Annotated in this window: 9 protein-coding genes and 1 pseudogene; 7 read left to right on the top strand and 3 right to left on the bottom strand. The window is 48.2% G+C overall.

Annotated elements, in window-relative coordinates:
• The first annotated feature begins 63 nt into the window (after positions 1-63).
• From AOT11_RS17355 to AOT11_RS17345, 3 genes and pseudogenes are all read left to right on the top strand, one after another.
• Positions 64-552, top strand: coding sequence for a glycosidase (locus tag AOT11_RS17355; RefSeq protein WP_017421727.1), 489 nt, complete (start codon positions 64-66; stop codon positions 550-552).
• A gap of 121 nt (positions 553-673) precedes the next feature.
• Positions 674-1,804: an ABC transporter ATP-binding protein gene (locus AOT11_RS17350; protein ID WP_017421728.1), complete on the top strand. Its 1,131-nt coding sequence runs from the start codon at positions 674-676 to the stop codon at positions 1,802-1,804.
• Between the two features lie 38 nt (positions 1,805-1,842).
• Positions 1,843-3,813, top strand: a pseudogene (locus tag AOT11_RS17345) (alpha-amylase family glycosyl hydrolase).
• A gap of 89 nt (positions 3,814-3,902) precedes the next feature.
• Here AOT11_RS17345 and AOT11_RS17340 read toward each other — a convergent pair.
• From AOT11_RS17340 to malT, 3 genes are all read right to left on the bottom strand, one after another.
• The gene (locus tag AOT11_RS17340) at positions 3,903-4,910 is read right to left on the bottom strand and encodes an immunity 49 family protein (RefSeq protein WP_017428810.1); all 1,008 of its coding nucleotides are present in this window, start codon (positions 4,908-4,910) and stop codon (positions 3,903-3,905) included.
• A gap of 19 nt (positions 4,911-4,929) precedes the next feature.
• Positions 4,930-5,967 carry a hypothetical protein gene (locus AOT11_RS17335; protein WP_049797996.1) on the bottom strand — a complete coding sequence of 346 codons (1,038 nt, stop codon included), beginning with the start codon at positions 5,965-5,967 and terminating at the stop codon, positions 4,930-4,932.
• 320 nt (positions 5,968-6,287) lie between these two features.
• A complete protein-coding gene (gene malT / locus AOT11_RS17330; protein WP_017421733.1) occupies positions 6,288-8,996 on the bottom strand; it encodes an HTH-type transcriptional regulator MalT in 2,709 nt (902 codons plus the stop codon).
• A gap of 555 nt (positions 8,997-9,551) precedes the next feature.
• Here malT and AOT11_RS17325 point away from each other — a divergent pair.
• The 4 genes from AOT11_RS17325 (at position 9,552) to AOT11_RS17310 (ending at position 18,783) form a co-directional block, all read left to right on the top strand.
• Positions 9,552-12,005, top strand: coding sequence for a glycogen/starch/alpha-glucan phosphorylase (locus AOT11_RS17325; protein WP_026050597.1), 2,454 nt, complete (start codon positions 9,552-9,554; stop codon positions 12,003-12,005).
• A gap of 112 nt (positions 12,006-12,117) precedes the next feature.
• Positions 12,118-14,298 carry a 4-alpha-glucanotransferase gene (gene malQ / locus AOT11_RS17320; protein WP_017421737.1) on the top strand — a complete coding sequence of 727 codons (2,181 nt, stop codon included), beginning with the start codon at positions 12,118-12,120 and terminating at the stop codon, positions 14,296-14,298.
• A 267-nt stretch (positions 14,299-14,565) separates the two neighbouring features.
• On the top strand, positions 14,566-16,713 hold the full coding sequence (glgB, locus tag AOT11_RS17315) for a 1,4-alpha-glucan branching protein GlgB (protein WP_223848391.1): 2,148 nt from the start codon (positions 14,566-14,568) through the stop codon (positions 16,711-16,713).
• A 126-nt stretch (positions 16,714-16,839) separates the two neighbouring features.
• Positions 16,840-18,783 (top strand): methyl-accepting chemotaxis protein, encoded by a 1,944-nt coding sequence (locus tag AOT11_RS17310; RefSeq protein ID WP_026050596.1) that lies wholly within the window; start codon positions 16,840-16,842, stop codon positions 18,781-18,783.
• Positions 18,784-18,961 lie beyond the last annotated feature (178 nt).

Here is an 18,961-nt window from a genome sequence, read left to right as displayed (position 1 = left end):
TGAGATCTCAAGGGGTTGGGCTCAGCAGTTATCGAGTAAAAATTGATTTTTCAAGGATTTGTTATGAAACGTACTTTTTTGATTGCCGCCGTGACAGCGACGGTTCTCGCCGGTTGTGCCAGTACTTCTCCAGAGCAAGCTGCTCCTGAACTCACCAATGTGGATGCTCGTTTTTCAGATTGCCGTTTACCAACATTGGAAAGCGAGCGTGGCCCAATTAAACCGTCGTTATTTGTTGTGGGTACCTTCCCCGATGGTCAGTGGATTCACATGGATAACCGTAAAATGGGTTACAAAGGAGATGGCATTTACCAAGTAGTGAGCGAAGAAAAAGCAGGTAACGTTAGCTTGCAATTTGCCACCATGAGTTGGACACCTCAGTTCACGGTTTCTGGTATGGAAATGGCCGTTGGGCAACTTAAAGAGCTTAAACGCGGTGGTTTTGCTAAAAACACCGTCGTGTATTTGCCCAAAGATGCTAAGTATTTGTGGACGATTCAACTGTCGCCGGATAAGAAGCCGCAATGGGCGATGGTGATGGAGTGCCAATAGCGAGTTGATTTGACCGCTCATCAAGGTGAGTGGTCACATTTACCCAGATAGATTGGTGCTTTCAGTCTGTCTGGGTAAATGAAAAACCTGTTTGAATACCCTGAGGTATGTGGAGAGATTCATGGCAACGGTAAGCCTACGTAAAGTAGAAAAAAAATATGAGAACGGCTTCAAAGCTGTCCATGGCATAGATTTAGAGATTCATGAAGGTGAGTTTATGGTGTTTGTCGGCCCATCGGGTTGTGCCAAATCTACCACGTTGAGAATGATTGCGGGCCTTGAAAGTATCTCAGGTGGTGAAATCCGTATCGGTAATCAAGTGGTGAACGATTTACCGCCGAAAGATCGTGGTATCGCGATGGTGTTTCAGAATTACGCGCTTTACCCACATAAAACGGTCTTCGATAACATGGCCTTTGGTTTGAAAATGCAAAAGCGCCCTAAAGATGAGATCAAACGACGGGTTGAAGAAGCTGCAGAGAAACTGGAGATTACCGATCTTCTTTATCGAAAACCGAAAGAAATGTCTGGTGGACAGCGCCAACGTGTAGCTGTGGGGCGTGCGATAGTGCGTAAGCCTGATGTTTTCCTTTTTGACGAACCGTTGTCCAATCTTGACGCAAAATTGCGTGTGTCGATGCGCGTAAAAATTGCTCAACTACATCAATCGCTCAAAGAAGAAGGCAATCCTGCAACCATGATCTATGTGACGCACGATCAAACAGAAGCGTTGACGCTAGGAGATCGCATTTGCGTATTGAATCAAGGCAAAATCATGCAGGTGGATACGCCTGCGAACCTTTACAATTTTCCAGCTAACAAGTTTGTAGCGAGCTTCATTGGCTCTCCTGCCATGAACCTAATTGATACCGTGATCCGCGAAGAGAATGGCCAACTTTACATTGAAATAGGCAATGAGATTCGCATGTTTATTCCAGTGGAAAAGCAGAAGTTGCTGAGCGAATACATCGACAAACCAGTCTGCTTTGGTATTCGTCCAGAACATATCCGGGTTGCTGCACCTGGTGACAAAATTAACGCCGTTGAGGGAATATTAACGGTGGTCGAAAATATGGGTAATGAGAAATATCTCTACTTTAAAGTGGGTGGTAAAGAGTTGATCGCCAGAGTGAACGATCAAACCATCACGACCGCAGATATCGGTAAACCGATGCGCTTTAATCTCAACACTGCGTTTTGCCATATTTTTGATTTCTACAGTGAAAAGAACTTAACCAACATCCGGGAATAACCACCGGATTATTTTCACAACCCACGGGGGAATCTCCAATGAAAAAACGCACCTTGCTTTGCAGTGCGCTACTGGCTGCTATTGCCGCAAATGGGCTCTTTAGCAGCCCTACTGTACTTGCTAATACGTCAACACAAGCGGAACCGGGCTCGTTTCTCGATTTTCGACAGGAGACCATTTATTTTGTTTTCCTTGATCGTTTTAGTGACGGTGATGCGAGCAACAACGCTGGTCGCAATCCTGCGACGTACGATCCAAATAACTTGAAAAAGTATGTTGGTGGTGATCTCCGTGGGTTAATCAATTAATTACCGTATCTTAAGTCACTCGGTGTGACAGCTATATGGATTACTCCGCCAGTTGATAATGCGGACAATCTGGATGTTAATGGGGGGGCAGCCTACCATGGATACTGGGGTAAAGATTTTTTCCGTGTGGATGAGCACTTCGGGACGTTAGACGATTTCAAAGAATTGACCGCTAAAATGCATAGCGCGGAATACAACATGAAGTTGGTGCTTGACTACGCACCAAACCACTCAAACGGAAACGATGAAAATGAATATGGCGCCTTGTATCGCGATGGTAAGTACATCACGGATTACAATGCCGATGTGGCGGCTGGTACCAACTGGTATCACCATAACGGTGGGGTAACAGACTGGAATAACTGGTATCAGGTTCGTAATCACAACCTGTTTAACTTGTCTGACTTGAATCAATCGGATGAGAGTGTATATCAGTATTTGCTTGATGGCTCAAAATGTTGGATTGATGCGGGTGTCGATGCCATTCGTATTGATGCGATCAAACACATGGATAAGTCTTTTATTCAACAGTGGACTACTGATATCTACAACTACAGTAAAACTCTTGGCCGTGAAGGGTTCTACTTCTTTGGCGAGTGGTTTGGTGCTAGTGCTAATACAACTACAGGTATTGATGGTTATGCGATTGACTATGCGAACTCCTCTGGTTCAGCACTGCTAGATTTTGGCTTTAGAGATACGATGGAGCGAGTGCTCGCTAACCGACCGGGCAACAGCATGAAAACGCTGAACAACTATCTGGAAACGCGTAAATCTGTTTTCACCAGTGACGATTGGCAAGTGGTGTTTATGGATAATCATGATATGGCACGAATTTCCACAGCACTTCGGTCAGATGCTTCAACCTTTGGCCCAGGCAATAACGAATCGGGTGGTAATCAAACTGAAGCATTCGCGAAACAAAGAGTGAACTTAGGTTTGGTGGCCACTATGACGGTTCGAGGTATTCCTGCGATTTACTATGGCACCGAACATTACACCGCCAACTTTACGCAAAACGCGTTTGGTCAGGTGGGAAGCGATCCTTACAACCGAGAAAAAATGCCAAGCTTCAACCAGGATACTGACGCCTTTAAGATCATTCAGGCGTTGACGGCACTGCGCAAAAAAAGCTTGGCCATCCAACGTGGTAGCTATACTCAACGCTGGGTCAATGACGACGTATTGGTGTATGAGCGTCAAGAAGGTGATGATGTGGTGACGGTGGCACTCAACAGAGGGCCAGCAACCTCTATCACGGTCAGTAACTTGTCACTAAAAGACGGTAGCCACATCAGTTTGATTGGTGACGAAAGTATCAACGTGAGTGGTGGACAGGCAACGTTCCATTTAGCACAGAACCAAGCAGTAGTACTGCATGCCACAGGCAGTGGTAGCATAGATCCAACGTTGAAAAGTGTCACTTTCACTTGCTACAACGGCTACACTAATCTTGGTCAAAGCGTTTACGCGGTCGGCAGTGTTGCGCAGCTTGGTAACTGGGCTGCCTCAGGTGCAGTGAAGCTTGACCCAGCTCAGTACCCAACGTGGGGTGCAACGATTAGCGTACCAGCGGCGCAAAATATTGAGTGGAAGTGCCTAAAACGGGATGAAACTAATCCGGCGTTGAACGTGGTTTGGCAATCTGGTGCAAACAATAAACTGAGCAGCAGTAGCAATGCCACCCAAGGTGCTTTCTAGCCTTAAGCTACGCTATTAATGCTTGGATAAACATTTACTTAAGAAAAATCCGATAGCGATGGCTATCGGATTTTTACCTTGCAACCCAACTATTCGGCTAACACGGATTCAACGGTGAACTCGGGCGGGTTGGCCTTGAGCGCTTCAAAGCTTAGGCCTTCGCCTTTGATCAACCACATCGGCGCGTAGAGCGAATCGAAGCTTGGTGTTTCACCCGTTTGTTGGTAGTGCACCTTTAAAAATGCGGTGAGAATGTTGTGAAACAAGCAGCTACGGTCATTAAGGTGCAAGCTCTCTTCTCCGGTTTTTCCGCCATTTTGTTCGGCAAAATAGGCATACCATTGATAGTTGGCCTCGATAGACGCTTCCACCGCTTGGTCTAGCGGTGTTGCTTCAAATCCCCAGCTAATCGCAATCAGGCTGTAGAGCGGAAAAATAAGAAACTCATAGTAATTCATCCAGTAAGGTTCGCCTTTTTCAGCTTCAGCAATTAACTCACTGGTGAGGTAGGGAACCACTGTTTGCAGCAGTGCGGCTTGTTGCTCCTTGTTTTGCTCACCAAACAAAAACGCCTTAAACAAGTGAAAGAAATCTTGTTCAATCGGACGAAAATCGGTGAGGTCTGTTTTCCGTGAGATTTCATGAGCGGGAACGGCGTTGAGCTGCGCTTTCGCCTGTGGATTATCAGCCAAAATCGCCATGCTTGCGCCATCCAACCAATGAACCAAAGAGTCGTAGCTGTTGTAATCGTGCTGCTTTTCTACTGTGGTGACTTGCAAGCGCTGGGTAAAATAGTCCACTTCTATGGTCTGGTTCGGCTGGCAGTGAATCGCCCAATGCATCTTAGCCAGCTCTGACGCCGAACCAATCAAATATTGAATCGCGGGCCGAGACCAATGCAAAAGAATTGCGCGCGCTATTGCATGATAAACTGTCGCTGACGCTGCATGATTCTGGATGTAGGTTGAGTTTGATGAATTCTTTTCAAAAGAAGCACGATAAAAGTGAATATCTTCAATTCCCCAGATGGTGTAATCAGTACGATTCTCAATCATGTAATACGTGAACTTGTGGTGTGGTTTTAGGAGTGTATTCATGGTTCAGCCTTGCTTATAGTCAAAGAGATGAGTGCTTGTTGCCCTTGCAACCCAAGGATTCGGCTAACACGGATTCAACGGTGAACTCGGGCGGGTTGGCCTTGAGCGCTTCAAAGCTTGGGCCTTCGCCTTTGATCAACCACATCGGCGTGTAGAGCGAATCGAAGCTTGGCGTTTCACCCGTTTGTTGGTAGTGCACCTTTAAAAACGCGGTGAGAATGTTGTGAAACAAGCAGCTACGGTCATTAAGGTGCAAGCTCTCTTCTCCGGTTTTGCCGCCATTTTGTTCGGCAAAATAGGCATACCATTGATAGTTGGCCTCGATAGACGCTTCCACCGCTTGGTCTAGCGGTGTTGCTTCAAATCCCCAGCTAATCGCAATCAGGCTGTAGAGCGGAAAAATAAGAAACTCATAATAATCCATCCAGTAAGGGTGGCCTTTTTCCGCAATTAACTCACTGGTGAGGTAGGGAACCACCGCTTGCAGCAGTGCGGCCTGTTGCTCCTTGTTTTGCTCACCAAACAAAAACGCCTTAAACAAGTGAAAGAAATCTTGTTCAATCGGACGAAAATCGGTGAGGTCTGTTTTCCGTGAGATTTCATGAGCGGGAACGGCGTTGATCTGCGCTTTCGCCTGTGGGTTATCAGCTAAAATCGCCATGCTTGCGCCATCCAACCAATGAATCAAAGAGTCGTAGCTGTTGTAATCGTGCTGCTTTTCTACTGTGGTGACTTGCAAGCGCTGGGTAAAATAGTCCACCTCAATGGTCTGGTTCGGCTGGCAGTGAATCGCCCAATGCATCTTAGCCAGCTCTGACGCCGAACCAATCAAATATTGAATTGCGGGCCGAGACCAATGCAAAAGAATAGCGCTTGCTATTCGATAGAAAATATCGTCGGAAGCGGCATAGTTCTGTATGTAAGTAGAGTTTGAGGTATACATGTCAAAATTATGAATATTAAATTGTATACTGTCGATTTCACACTCGGAATAATCTGAACGATTGTCACCCATGTACAGCGAAAATTTATGGTGCGGTTTTGTTCGTATGTTCATGATTTAGTTTTTCGGATACCTATTCTATGTCGCTTTGCTGTCTTACTGATCAAATGAGAATGAAACTCATTATTTCTCGATAATAATCAAACCGAGTCGAATTCACCTAAATAATTTATCTAAGTGTGATTTTGATGTGATTTTTTATAAATTTGACTAGATAGTAAACAATATCAATCGGTTATATTCAATTTTGTTGGGGATTCGATAGCGCGATAAACAGAGTTGAACGTTCGTAACGGATTTGACTGATGAAAGAAAAAAGCCGATCGATTGATCGGCTTTTGAGTGTTGTAACTATTATCTGATATCGGGAGTATTTAATACCCCATCAACTGCAAGAGGTTCTCTGCGGTGGTGACCGCTTCTTTACGGTTGGCGATATTGAGTTTTTGATACAAGTTGCGGATGTGGGTTTTGATGGTGGTGCCCGCGACATCGAGCTCTTGGGCGATCTGCTCGTTACTAAAGCCAGAATAGATCAAGCCCAGCACTTGCCACTCTCTTTGTGTCAGTGGGCTGGTGCGCACTAACTCAGGTACATTCGGGTGGGTGACCAGTTTCTCGACAAATTCTTCGTCAAAGTGAACCGATCGGCTGCGCTGATTAGAAGAGATGTCTTTCATCAATTGCAGTGCGCGGTGGCGTTCTAAGTCACCCAGCTCATGGCGGTTGGTGAGTTTTTCCAACAAGTTGCCAATGGTCGCGCCATCAATCAAGAAATTGCCGACCATACCGGTTTGGTTAGTGAGCTGCAGTGCTTCCTTAAGCAGCACTTTGGCTTGATTCTCATCTTTCTGATGAACAGCAAAAATTGCCTCAATGATCAGGTTACGGTTGCGATCGGTGACTAAATTCGCTTTCTCGGCCTCACTTTGCAAGAAATCCAAGGCTTGGCGCGCTTGGTCGTATTGACCAAGGTTGATGTGAGCACGAGCGATATTACGCCACTGTAATTGGCAGAAGTGGTTGCAGGCATTTTCAGGACGCACAGCCGTGTCTAGCCACTCTTGAATCGCGTTGAGTTTGCCTTTCGCTTGCCAGTATAGGATCAGTGAAAGTGAAGCATTGGCGGTCCAATCCACGTGGTAGGTGGACTGCTTCATCAAATGTTGAATGTGTTCGATGAACTTGCCTGCGCGATCGAGCTCGCCACGGCCAATGGCGATGCGAGCCAGCATGGAATAACTGTGCAAGTGTTTGCTTGGCGCGTGATTTTCCAGAATTTGCAGCCCTTTGTAAGCGCACTCTTCAGCTTCGTCCAAACGGTTCCAACACCACAACACTTGCGCTCGCACGCGCAGCAAGAACTCATGCAAAGGCACATGTTGAAGCTGCTGCTCCTCAATCAGGCGGAAGGCGGAATCTTGCAGCTCGAACGCGGCTTGCACATAGCCCTGCGCGATAAGAATTTCGCTTTGCTGCAAAATCGCCCACAGCGCTTGGTGGTAAACTTGGTATTGGCGCGCCAGCTTTTCGGTTTGCTGCATCATTGGCAGAGCGCGATCAAGGCGGCCAATCACGTGGTTCACTTCCCCTACGACTGAAGTCGCGACGATGCGGCTGCGGTAAACCGTGCTATCCAGCTGGCTTAATGCCAGTTCAGCCAGCTCGAGGGCTTTTTCTGGATCGTTGCTGTTGATCGCTACCTGAGCAAGTAATGCATTCGCTTGGCCTTGGTATTGGATATCAAGATCAATATTGCGCTTTTTGTGCTCATTTTCTGCTTCGGCCAGTAAGGTGCCTACTTGGTTGTAGCGGTGCTGACTTTGTGCAAGCCAAGCGCGTAGCATGGTCAGTTTTGGGTTACTGAACAGAAGATCTTTTTCCAGCAGGTTGATGGCAGATTCCAGAGTAGACAGCTCGCCTTGGTTGAACATTTTCCAACCAAACTCATTGAGGATCTCCGCCACCAGTTCTCCGTCATACGCCTTTTGGGCGTGACGAATCGCTTGATGCGGGGATTTTTGTTTCAACCACGCAATGGCAGCATTGCGGTTAAGCTCCTGCTCCTGTTGTGGAATACGCGCTTGACGCTCGTGAGACAAGAACTCGCCAAACAAATTGTGGAAGCGGAACCAGTTTTGCTCACCTTCAAGCGGATAGATGAATAAGCCGTAGCGGTTGAGAGATTCAATCATCCCTAGTGCATCTTCACGCTGGGTGAGGGCGTAGACCAGCTCATCGTTAAAGTGATCGAGCACCGACACCTGCATCAAGAATTTGCGTGTATCGGCATCGAGCAGGTCAAACACCTCTTCCACCAAATAATCCCAGAGATGGGCATGGTTAAACTGGGAAACCGATTCGGCTGATTGCGCTAAGGTGCGCTTTTGATGCTGTGCTTGAAGGGCGATCAGTTGCAATGCCGATGGCCAGCCTTCTACATAGTTACGCAGATTGTTGGCGGTATCTTCATCGATGCCATCGGCGACGCGCTGGTTGAAAAATCGTGTGGTCTCTTCGGTGTCGAAGGCCAACATCTCATTGCCAATCTCAATCATCAGATCGCGCACACGCAAGTTGGCTGTGCCCAGAGGTGGGTTGGCACGGCTGGTGACCACAAGGGTGAGGTTGTCTGGCATGTGTTTTAGGAAGAAACGCATCGCTTCGTGCACTTCTTCGTTGTTGATCACGTGGTAGTCATCCAGTACCACATAGCACTCTTGATGAAAGTCGACCATCTCAGCGAACACATCGCTAAACAGCGAGCGCAGGGAGGAAAACTGGCGCTTTTCTGCTAATTTTTGTGCATTGTTGCAGTTGCCATTGGTCGCTTTATTGAGTGCTTGTAGCAGGTAGTTAATGAAGCGGAAACCGTCGTTATCACTGTCATCGATGCTGTACCAACCCACGTTGGTTTTGTCGGCCAACCATTGCGCAGCCATGGTGGTTTTTCCGTAGCCAGCGGGAGAGCGGAACAACACCAACTTATAGTAAGGGGCTTGTTGCAGCAGCTCTAACACTCTCGGGCGGACAATCGCATTATGCAGTCGGCCTGGGCGTGTGAGTTTTGAAGGAATCCACATTCTAATACTTCCTTTTTATATTGGGTTTTTCATGGCAGAAAAACCGGATGTAGCCAGCGAACAAAAATTAGACAAAATGCTCGAATTGTTGGGCATGTTACGTTAAAGAAATCACCTCAGACTTTGATCCACTTCCTAATTCTCAAGAGTTGATGGTTTTGACGCCAACTACGCCCCAATTTTGTGAATTTGATCTATAAATTCTCCATCTGAATCGTTAAGTAAGAATGGCATTGCGCAATATTTTGCAACATTTTTCATAAACCAAAACTTTATTGTGATCGAATTTACAAAAATGGATTTTCTAAATTCGCTCTTCAACCTCAGCGTCATATTTGCCATCTAGAGTTATTAGTTGATGGCTGTGATCTCAATCACTGCAATCTGGTGTCTTAGAGGGAAAGGTGAGAGACGGATCACTAACAGTCCCCCAATCCCCCCTCTACGCCCTTGCCCCTCCTCCTGTAGAGGCTGAAAACTAGGAGGATGTTTATTCATTGCCATCCATGCACGATGTATCGCAGATGGATTAGAACCAAAAGTGAGATTTCGGTAATGAAACCTACTCAACAGAAACAGTTCGACAAAGTGTCGTTCCAAGAAAGTGTTAAAAAACACCTGTCAGCAACGTATGCACACACGCTTGAAAACGCAGATAGCCGCGCTTGGTATCTTGCAATGGGCCGTGCGTTAGCAGAGCTGACGACTTTTGATTTGCTTGCAACAGAGACAGACAAAAAAATCGTTGAAGCGAAAAGCGTCAACTACCTATCGCTTGAATTCTTGATTGGCCGTTTAACCGGTAACAACTTGATCAGCATGGGTCTGTACGAGCAGATCACTGAAGCGATGGCTGAGCTTGGCCAAAACCTAACGGATCTTCTTGAAGAAGAACGTGACCCATCATTGGGTAACGGTGGTCTAGGCCGTCTAGCGGCGTGTTTTATGGATTCTTTGGCGGCGCAAGAGTTCCCAACCGTGGGTTATGGCTTGCACTACGAATACGGTCTATTCAAACAATCATTTGAAGCAGGTCGTCAAAAAGAAGCGCCAGACGCATGGCGTGGTGTAGAAGGCTACCCATGGGAAGTGGCTCGTCCTGAACTGGCTCAAGAGATTGGTTTCTACGGTCACGTTGAAGTCATCAACGAAGGTGGCAAAGAGCGCCGTCAGTGGGTACCAGGCATGCACGTTAAAGCGATGCCATGGGATCTACCGATCGTGGGTTACGAGAGCGAAACGGTTTATCCACTGCGTTTGTGGGAATGTCAGGCGATTGCGCCATTCTCACTAGAGAGCTTCAATAATGGTAACTACTTTGAAGCGCAGCACGCACTGATCGATGCGGGCAACATCACCAAAGTTCTTTACCCGAACGACAACCACGAAAAAGGCAAAACGCTACGTTTGATGCAGCAGTACTTCCACAGTGCAGCATCAGTACGCGATATCCTTCGTCGTCATGAAGCCGCTGGCCACACATTGGCTTCGCTACCAAACTTTGAAACCATTCAGTTGAACGACACGCACCCAACCATCGCGATTCCTGAGTTGATGCGTATTCTGATTGATGAAAAAGGCCTAAATTGGGATGAAGCGTGGGCGATCAGCTCGAAGACATTCGCCTACACCAACCACACGCTATTGCCAGAAGCACTAGAAACGTGGAGCGAATCTTTGATTCAGCACCTACTTCCTCGTCACATGGAAATCATTTACGAAATCAACCACCGCTTCCTACAAGAAGTGCGTGCGAAGTGGCCTGGTGATGTTGCGAAGCAGCAGAAGCTTTCTATCATCCAAGAAGGTTTCCACCGTATGGTTCGCATGGCAAACCTATGTGTGATTGGCTCTTACGCAGTCAACGGGGTAGCCGCACTGCACTCTGAATTGGTAAAACGTGACCTATTCCCAGAGTTTGATGAGCTTTACCCAACGCGTCTACAAAACGTGACAAACGGTGTGACGCCACGTCGTTGGTTGAAATTCTGTAACCCAGGTTTGTCTGCACTGATCTCTGAGAAGATTGGTACGGATTGGCCTGCACACCTAGAGCAGCTAGAAGGTGTTGCCAAGTTTGCTGATGACGCGAAATTCCAGAAGGAATACATGGCGGTTAAGAAGGCGAACAAAGAGCGCCTAGCGAACTGGGTGAAAGAGAACATGAACATCGATCTCGATACCAATGCGATCTTCGATGTGCAAATCAAGCGTCTACACGAGTACAAGCGTCAGCACCTAAACATGCTGCACATTTTGTCTCTGTACCACCGCCTACTGAACGATGCGAACTTCGACATGGCGCCACGCGTGGTGTTCTTCGCAGCGAAAGCGGCACCGGGTTACCACCTAGCGAAAGAGATCATTTTTGCGCTGAACAAGATTGCAGAGAAGATCAACAACGATCCACGCATCGGTAACAAGCTAAAAGTGGTCTTCATTCCTGATTACCGCGTGAGCATGGCTGAAATCATCATCCCAGCGGCGGATGTGTCTGAGCAAATCTCAACCGCAGGTAAAGAAGCATCTGGTACTGGTAACATGAAGATGGCACTGAACGGTGCGTTGACTATCGGCACTATGGACGGCGCGAACGTTGAGATTCGTGAAGAAGTGGGCGATGACAACATCTACATCTTTGGTCTAGAAGTGGATGGCGTAGAAGCGCTGAAAGCGAAAGGGTACAACCCATTCGATTACTACAACGCAGACCCACTACTGAAAGCGTCGATGGATCTTCTTCTTGGTGAAGAGTTCACTCCGGGTCAACCTGGCCTGCTACGAGCGACCTTCGATAGCCTACTAGATGGCGGTGACCCGTACCTATGTCTTGCAGACTTCGCTTCTTATGTGAAAGCGCACGAAGCGATGGACAAGCAGTACCGCGATCAAGCCGGTTGGGCGAAGAAAGCGATTCTGAACACCGCTTTGGTTGGCAAGTTCAGTTCAGACCGCTCCATCCGCGATTACGTGAACAACATTTGGAAACTCGAAGCGGTTCACCGTTAATCAACAAAACCAAGGTAGCCCAATGGCTGCCTTGGTCCTTTGTCTACAGACAATGACTAGCAGCAAATAAACCCTACATTGAAGGTTTTCAGAAGTACCTTCGGAGAGAGCGATGAAAGAACAAACAGCATTAAAGAAAGTCGCAGAAATGGCACGATTAGCTGACAGCTATGTCAGCGCTTGGGGAGACGAAGCATTGGTCTCCGAAGAAACGCTACGCCGCCTGCTCAACTCTCTTGGCTATGACACTAGCAGCGATGAAAAACTACTGGCTTCAGCTGAGAAAAAACACAAGAAAGACGTATTAGCGCCAGTATTGGTATTGCGTGATGGCGATCCGGTGGAAGTGGAACTGAATCTTGGCACCAGTGCGCGTGAAAGCGAGTTCAACTGGCGTTTAGAAACAGAACAAGGAGAGGTACTGGAAGGCTATCTTCAGTCACAGATTGTTCGCGATGAACGTGCCGAGGGTGGCCCTCTAGTGTTTGCCCTGCCAAAAGATTTGGCTTGGGGTTATCACAAACTATACGTGAGCCGTAAGCGTCGTAAAGCACCGTATGAAATGGCGTTGATTATCACGCCACGCGCTTGTTTCAAACAAGATTCTCTAGAGCTGAACAAAAAACTCTGGGGCCCAAGTATTCAGCTTTACACCCTACGCACCCAGCACAACTGGGGTATCGGTGATTTTGGCGATCTTAAATTGTTGGTGAGTGACATCGCCTCTCGCGGTGGTGATTTCATCGGTCTGAACCCGATCCACTCGCTATTCCCTGCCAACCCAGAAGGCGCTAGCCCATACAGCCCATCGTCTCGCCGTTGGTTGAACATTCTTTATATCGATGTGAGCTCTGTGCCTGAGTTTGCGCTTAGTGCACTGGCACAACAGAAAGTCGGCAGTGCCGAATTCCAGCAGCGTCTGCAAAAAGCGCGCGAATCACATTGGGTGAACTACACCGAAGTGGCAGAGCTGAAAATGAGCGTATTGCCACTGCTGTTTGCTGAGTTCAAAACTCGCCATCTCGACAAAAACAGCGATCGTGCTCGCGAGTTCCTAGAGTTTGTGGAAGAAGGCGGTGACAGCCTGGTGCACCAAGCGGCATTCGATGCATTGCACGCAGATCTGCACGCGCAAGATTCAAACGTGTGGGGCTGGCCGGTTTTCCCTGAGCAATACCGCCGCTTTGATTCGGCAGCGACGCAGAAATTCATCAAAGACAACCAAGAAAAAGTACACCTTTACATGTACTTACAGTGGATTGCCGACGGCCAGATCAAAGAAGCGCAAGCGCTGGCTGAAGAGAAAGGCATGTCCGTTGGTCTCTACCGTGACCTTGCGGTCGGTGTGGCTGATTCTGGTAGCGAAACATGGGCAGATAACGGCAACCTAGTACTGGATGCCAGCATCGGTGCTCCACCGGATATCCTTGGTCCACTGGGCCAAAACTGGGGTCTGCCACCACTCAACCCTGAAGTGCTGCAAGCCACCGGTTATGACGCGTACATCAAACTGCTGCGTGCCAACATGAAACATTGTGGCGCACTGCGTATTGACCACGTACTTGGCCTTCTTCGCCTATGGTGGATTCCAAAAGGCGAAAAAGCGACAGAAGGGGCGTACCTCTACTACCCAGTCGAAGACATGCTAGCGATTTTGGCGTTGGAATCTCACCGTCATCAGTGCAGCGTGATCGGCGAAGACTTGGGTACGGTGCCAGATGAAATCGTTGATATTCTGCGTGATGCGGGCGTGCACTCGTACAAAGTGTTCTTCTTCGAAACGTCAAAAGAAGATGGTGGTTTCATTTCGCCAAAACACTATGCCGATCAGTCAATGGCGGCCTTGTGTACCCACGATATGCCAACGCTACGCGGCTTCTGGCATTGTGATGACCTCAAAATGGGTCGCGAAATTGGCCTCTATCCAAACGAAGAACAGCTCAATGGCTTGTTCGACGATCGCCTAAAATGCAAACAAGGCATTCTGGATAGCGTGCGTTGGCATGGTTACTTGCCAGAAGGCATTGGCCACGATGCGCAATACGTGCCAATGGATGCGCACTTAAGTGAAGCATTGCAGTTGCATGTAGCAGCGGGCTCTTCCGCGCTGCTCAGTGTTCAGCTTGAAGACTGGTTGCAAATGGACAACCCAGTCAACATCCCGGGCACGGTCGATGAGTACCCGAACTGGCGTCGTAAATTGTCGATGAACCTTGAAGAGATTTTCAGTCGCGAAGATGTGAATCGTATTGCTCGTCGTCTAACGGAAGTGCGCGCACAAGCGAGCAAATAAGAGTGAACTCAATGAGATGACCCATATGTAATGACTTGATTTACAGACAGAAACTACAGCCTGGGTCACTCTCTGTTTACCAGTAAAATGGTAGAATGAGGTACCGTTATTATGCCCGCACCAATAGCGGGCATTTTTATTATTTGCGTACCTTGTGGATGAACAAGAATAAGTACGCGGTCGTGAATTAGGATTGTGTTCACAACGTTGGCTGTTTGGCGAGGGAAAAAAGGTTTGAAAAAATTAGTAAAAAGTAAAGTGAATCAGATGTTTGAGAAACTGTCTCAAGCCGCTTGTTCAGAACCGTTTGCATTTTTAGGTCCATTTATTGACCCAACACAAGGGGCACTGCGAGTCTGGATGCCGGGTGCAACGGGGGTGGCATTGGTATTAGAAGGCCAGCCACGTATTGCGCTTGAGCGAGAAAAAGAGAGCGCCTTCATTCTCAAAGCCGATCTCAATCTGCATCTTACCCATTATCAATTGGCGATCGATTGGAATGGCGTCGAACAACTTGTCGATGACCCATACCAATACCACGGTATCTACGCCGAGTATGACGATCTCCACACCCCGAAAACCATGTATCAACACATGGGCTCACAGTTCATGACGCTTGAGCGAGATGGCAAATCAATCTCAGGCATCCGTTTCTTGGTGTACGCACCGCATGCGACCGCAGTGAGTCTTGTGGGCTGTTTCAATGATTGGGATGGCCGACGTCATCCAATGCAGCGCCTTGATTACGGCATTTGGGGCTTGTTTATTCCCGCTTTAACCGAAGGGGTGAGCTACAAATTCGAAATGAAGGGGCCGAAGGGGGAAGGCTTACCACACAAAGCCGATCCTTGGGGTTTCTATGCAGAGCAATACCCGTCTTTTGCTTCCGTCACGTACGATCACGCCCGCTACCAGTGGCAAGACGACCAATGGCAAACTCGCCCAGTGACCGAGAAACGCAAAGAAGCGCTCTCTTTCTACGAGTTGCATGCCGGTTCTTGGAAGCGCAACGAGCAACGTGAGTTCCTGAATTATCGCGAACTGGCCGCCGAGTTGGTGCCATATCTAGTGGATATGGGCTACACCCATGTTGAGCTGATGCCGGTCTCTGAGCACCCGTTCTACGGCTCTTGGGGTTATCAGCCTGTGGGTCTCTTTGCGCCAACCAGCCGCTATGGATCACCCGATGATTTCAAATTCTTCGTCGATGCCTGTCACCAAGCTGGCATTGGTGTGGTACTGGATTGGGTGCCTGCGCACTTCCCATCGGACGATCATGGCTTGGCCAATTTTGATGGTACGCCATTGTTCCACGACCCAGACCCACGCCGTGGTTGGCACCAAGACTGGAACTCGTTTATCTACGATCTTGGCCGCGAGCAAGTACGCCGTTTCTTGGTTTCTAACGCACTGTATTGGTTTGAGCAGTTCCATATCGATGGCATTCGGGTGGATGCGGTGGCGTCGATGCTGTATCTCGATTACTCACGCAGCCATGGCCAGTGGATCCCAAATATGGATGGCGGCAACGAAAACTACGATGCGATTGCCACACTAAAATGGATGAATGAGGAAGTGTACAAATACTTCCCGAATGCGATGACGATAGCGGAAGAGTCGACCGCTTTCCCAGGCGTGTCCGCACCAACCTTTATGGGTGGTTTGGGCTTTGGCTTTAAGTGGAATATGGGGTGGATGCACGATAGCCTTTCTTACATCAAAGAAGAGCCTGTTCATCGCAAATACCACCACAATACCCTCACGTTCCCGCTCGTTTACGCTCACAGTGAGAACTACGTCTTGTCGCTTTCCCACGATGAAGTGGTGTACGGCAAAGGTTCTATTCACAACAAGATGCCAGGTGATGAGTGGCAGCAAACCGCCAACTTACGTGCGTATTTTGGTTACATGTATGGTCAACCGGGTAAAAAACTCAACTTTATGGGCGCAGAGATCGGCCAAACGGCGGAGTGGAATCACGATGACCAACTGCAATGGTTCTTGCTTGATTTCCCCCGTCATCAAGGCGTGCAAGCCTTGACGCGTGACCTCAACCACTTGTATCGCAACCAAGCGGCGTTGCACGATCAAGATTGCATTCCAGCCGGTTTTGAGTGGCGTTTACAAGATGCCGCCGAGCAGAGCATTATTGCGCACGAGCGCATCAGTGAAGCAGGCGAGCGCATCTTGGTGGTGAGTAACTTTACCCCAGTGCCACGTGATGAATTCCGCTTAGGTGTGCCAAACAAAGGCCGCTACCAATTGCTGCTCAACACCGACGACAGCAAATACGCGGGCAGTGGCTACGAGGTTGTGGTGGAGGCCAAGAGCGAAGCGGTGGTCAGTGAAGATTTGGCTCAGTCAATTGTGTTGCGCCTACCACCCCTGTCGACCCTGTTCTACAAGCTGGTCTAAAATCAAGTGATTAGGCATTTCACACTAGGGAGCTCAAGGGCTCCCTATTTTTTGTCAGCTCAGGCGATGAAACGGTTCTGGTGGTCTATAGTCCTTATAGGACTGTTTGCAAAGGATGCACTCTCAATGACCTTGACCATCGCCAACAAAATCCGCCTCGGCTTTGCCATCTGCCTACTGTTTTTTATCGTTGCCTCTTACGTGAGTTATCAAGGGATGGTCAATACGGCGAGTAACTTCCGTCATTACGGTGAACTGGCGGGAGAAACCACCTTAGCGGGTGAAATTCAAGCCAACTTCTTAAAAGTCAGGCTCAGTGCTGATAAGTATCTGGCCAATTTAGAAAACTCCCACCTCAGTACCTACCAGCAGCGTGTGCAAAAAATCACCAAGATGATTCAAGACGATATTGCACGCACTGACGATGACAAGCATCGCGCCTACTTAGACAAAGCCCTGGCTGAGGTGAAGCATTTCGATCACACCTTTGGGCAGTTGAAGCAAAATGTTGAGCAAGTCGACAAGGCGATCTATCAAGATATGGTGAAGGTCGAGAAGCAAGCGTTACACGATCTCGAAGCGATCTTGGACAATGCGCATCGCTCACTCAAGCCAGAGGTTGAGTATTACGCCGCGCTGCTGATGGAAAACTTTCTCTTGGCGAATTTGGCGGTGCTTAATTATGTGCATAAAGAGAATGAGGAAAGCTTCCAGCAAGTTCGAGTGACATTGTCCGAAACCTTGCCGCAACTAGAAGAGCAGTTTCGCACTGTGATTGAAAGTGAAGAGCAAAAAGCCTTGCTGCAAGCGTTTGTGCAGCAAAGAGCGCTCTTCATCAAAGCGTTTGATCACACGGTGATGTTGAAAAACCAACAAAATGGCCATCGGAAGAAGTTGGCTGAGTATGGAGAATTGTTGTCATCCGATCTCGAAGCATTAAAACTGCTTTCGATAGAAGAACAAACGCAGTTAACCGCTGAATTGCAAGAAAAGAAAAAGCAAACCATTGAAGTCATTTTGGGACTCGCGGTGGCAGCGGTGGTCATTGGCATTGCGTGTGCCTACACCGTGGCCAGCTCAATTGGCAAGGGTATCCGTAAGGTGAAACGCATTTCCACCGAATTATCGAAAGGGAACTTATCGATTGAGGTCTTGGTGGAAGGGAAAGATGAAATCGGCGAGTTGTTGGCCAACATGCGTGAAACCATTCTCTCACTGCGAGACATTGTCGATAAGGTGAATCTCTCTTGTTATAAAGTGGCCCAGATGTCAGAAGAGCTGAGTGCCATTACCAACACCACCAGTCACTCATCAAATGCCCTCAACAGTGAAATGGAACAGATTTCCGCCTCGGTGCAACAGCTCTCCACCAGCACCACCGAGATTGCGCAAAGTGCGACAGATTCAGCCAGCTTTGCCCAACGTGCGACTCACAATGTCAGTCAGGGGCTGGACGAGGTGCACAAAACCTTAGACGCGATCGAAAAAGCCGAGCACGAAATGGCAGGCAGCTCGAAACAGATTGGCGATTTGTATCAAGAGTCGATGGATATTGGCTCTATTCTGGAAGTCATTCATGGTGTGGCAGAGCAGACCAACTTGTTGGCGCTCAATGCCGCGATTGAAGCGGCCAGAGCGGGTGAGCAAGGCCGCGGTTTTGCCGTGGTGGCGGATGAAGTGCGCTCATTGGCAAAACGCACACAAGAAGCCACCGCACAGATCGAAACCATGATCGGCTCGTTGCAGCACGGTGCGGAAGAGGCAAAGAACTCCATCGACCAAAGCCACTACACCGTAACGGGGGCGGCGCAGCAAGCGCAGTCGACCACCTCGAACTTAGAAAATATTCAAACCTTGATTGAAGAGTTAAATGACACCAATACCCAAATCGCAGCGGCGGTAGAGGAGCAGAGCATGGTGACCGCCAACGTCAGCGAAAGTGTTACCGAAACCTACAACATCACCCGAGACAACAATGAAGCGGTGAAAAACATCGCCGAATCGGCACAAGAGTTGGCGGTGGTGGCGCAGGATTTGGAAACTCAGATGAAGCGATTCAAAACCGCGTAAAGCGTCAAGTTTTACTCAAAGGAGCGCTGAGAAAAAATCTTCTCAAGCGCTCTTTTTATTGTTTGTTTTTTGCTCAAAAATACATTGCAGGATCTATGCAATTTTTTATCCTCAGTTATAATTCGCGCTCGCGATACCTAAGCGGCTTTTAACAAGCAACAGAAGCCTTTTAGCTATC

The organism is Vibrio vulnificus NBRC 15645 = ATCC 27562, from assembly GCF_002224265.1.
Taxonomy (GTDB): domain Bacteria; phylum Pseudomonadota; class Gammaproteobacteria; order Enterobacterales; family Vibrionaceae; genus Vibrio; species Vibrio vulnificus.
This window is presented reverse-complemented; position numbering and strand designations above follow the sequence as displayed.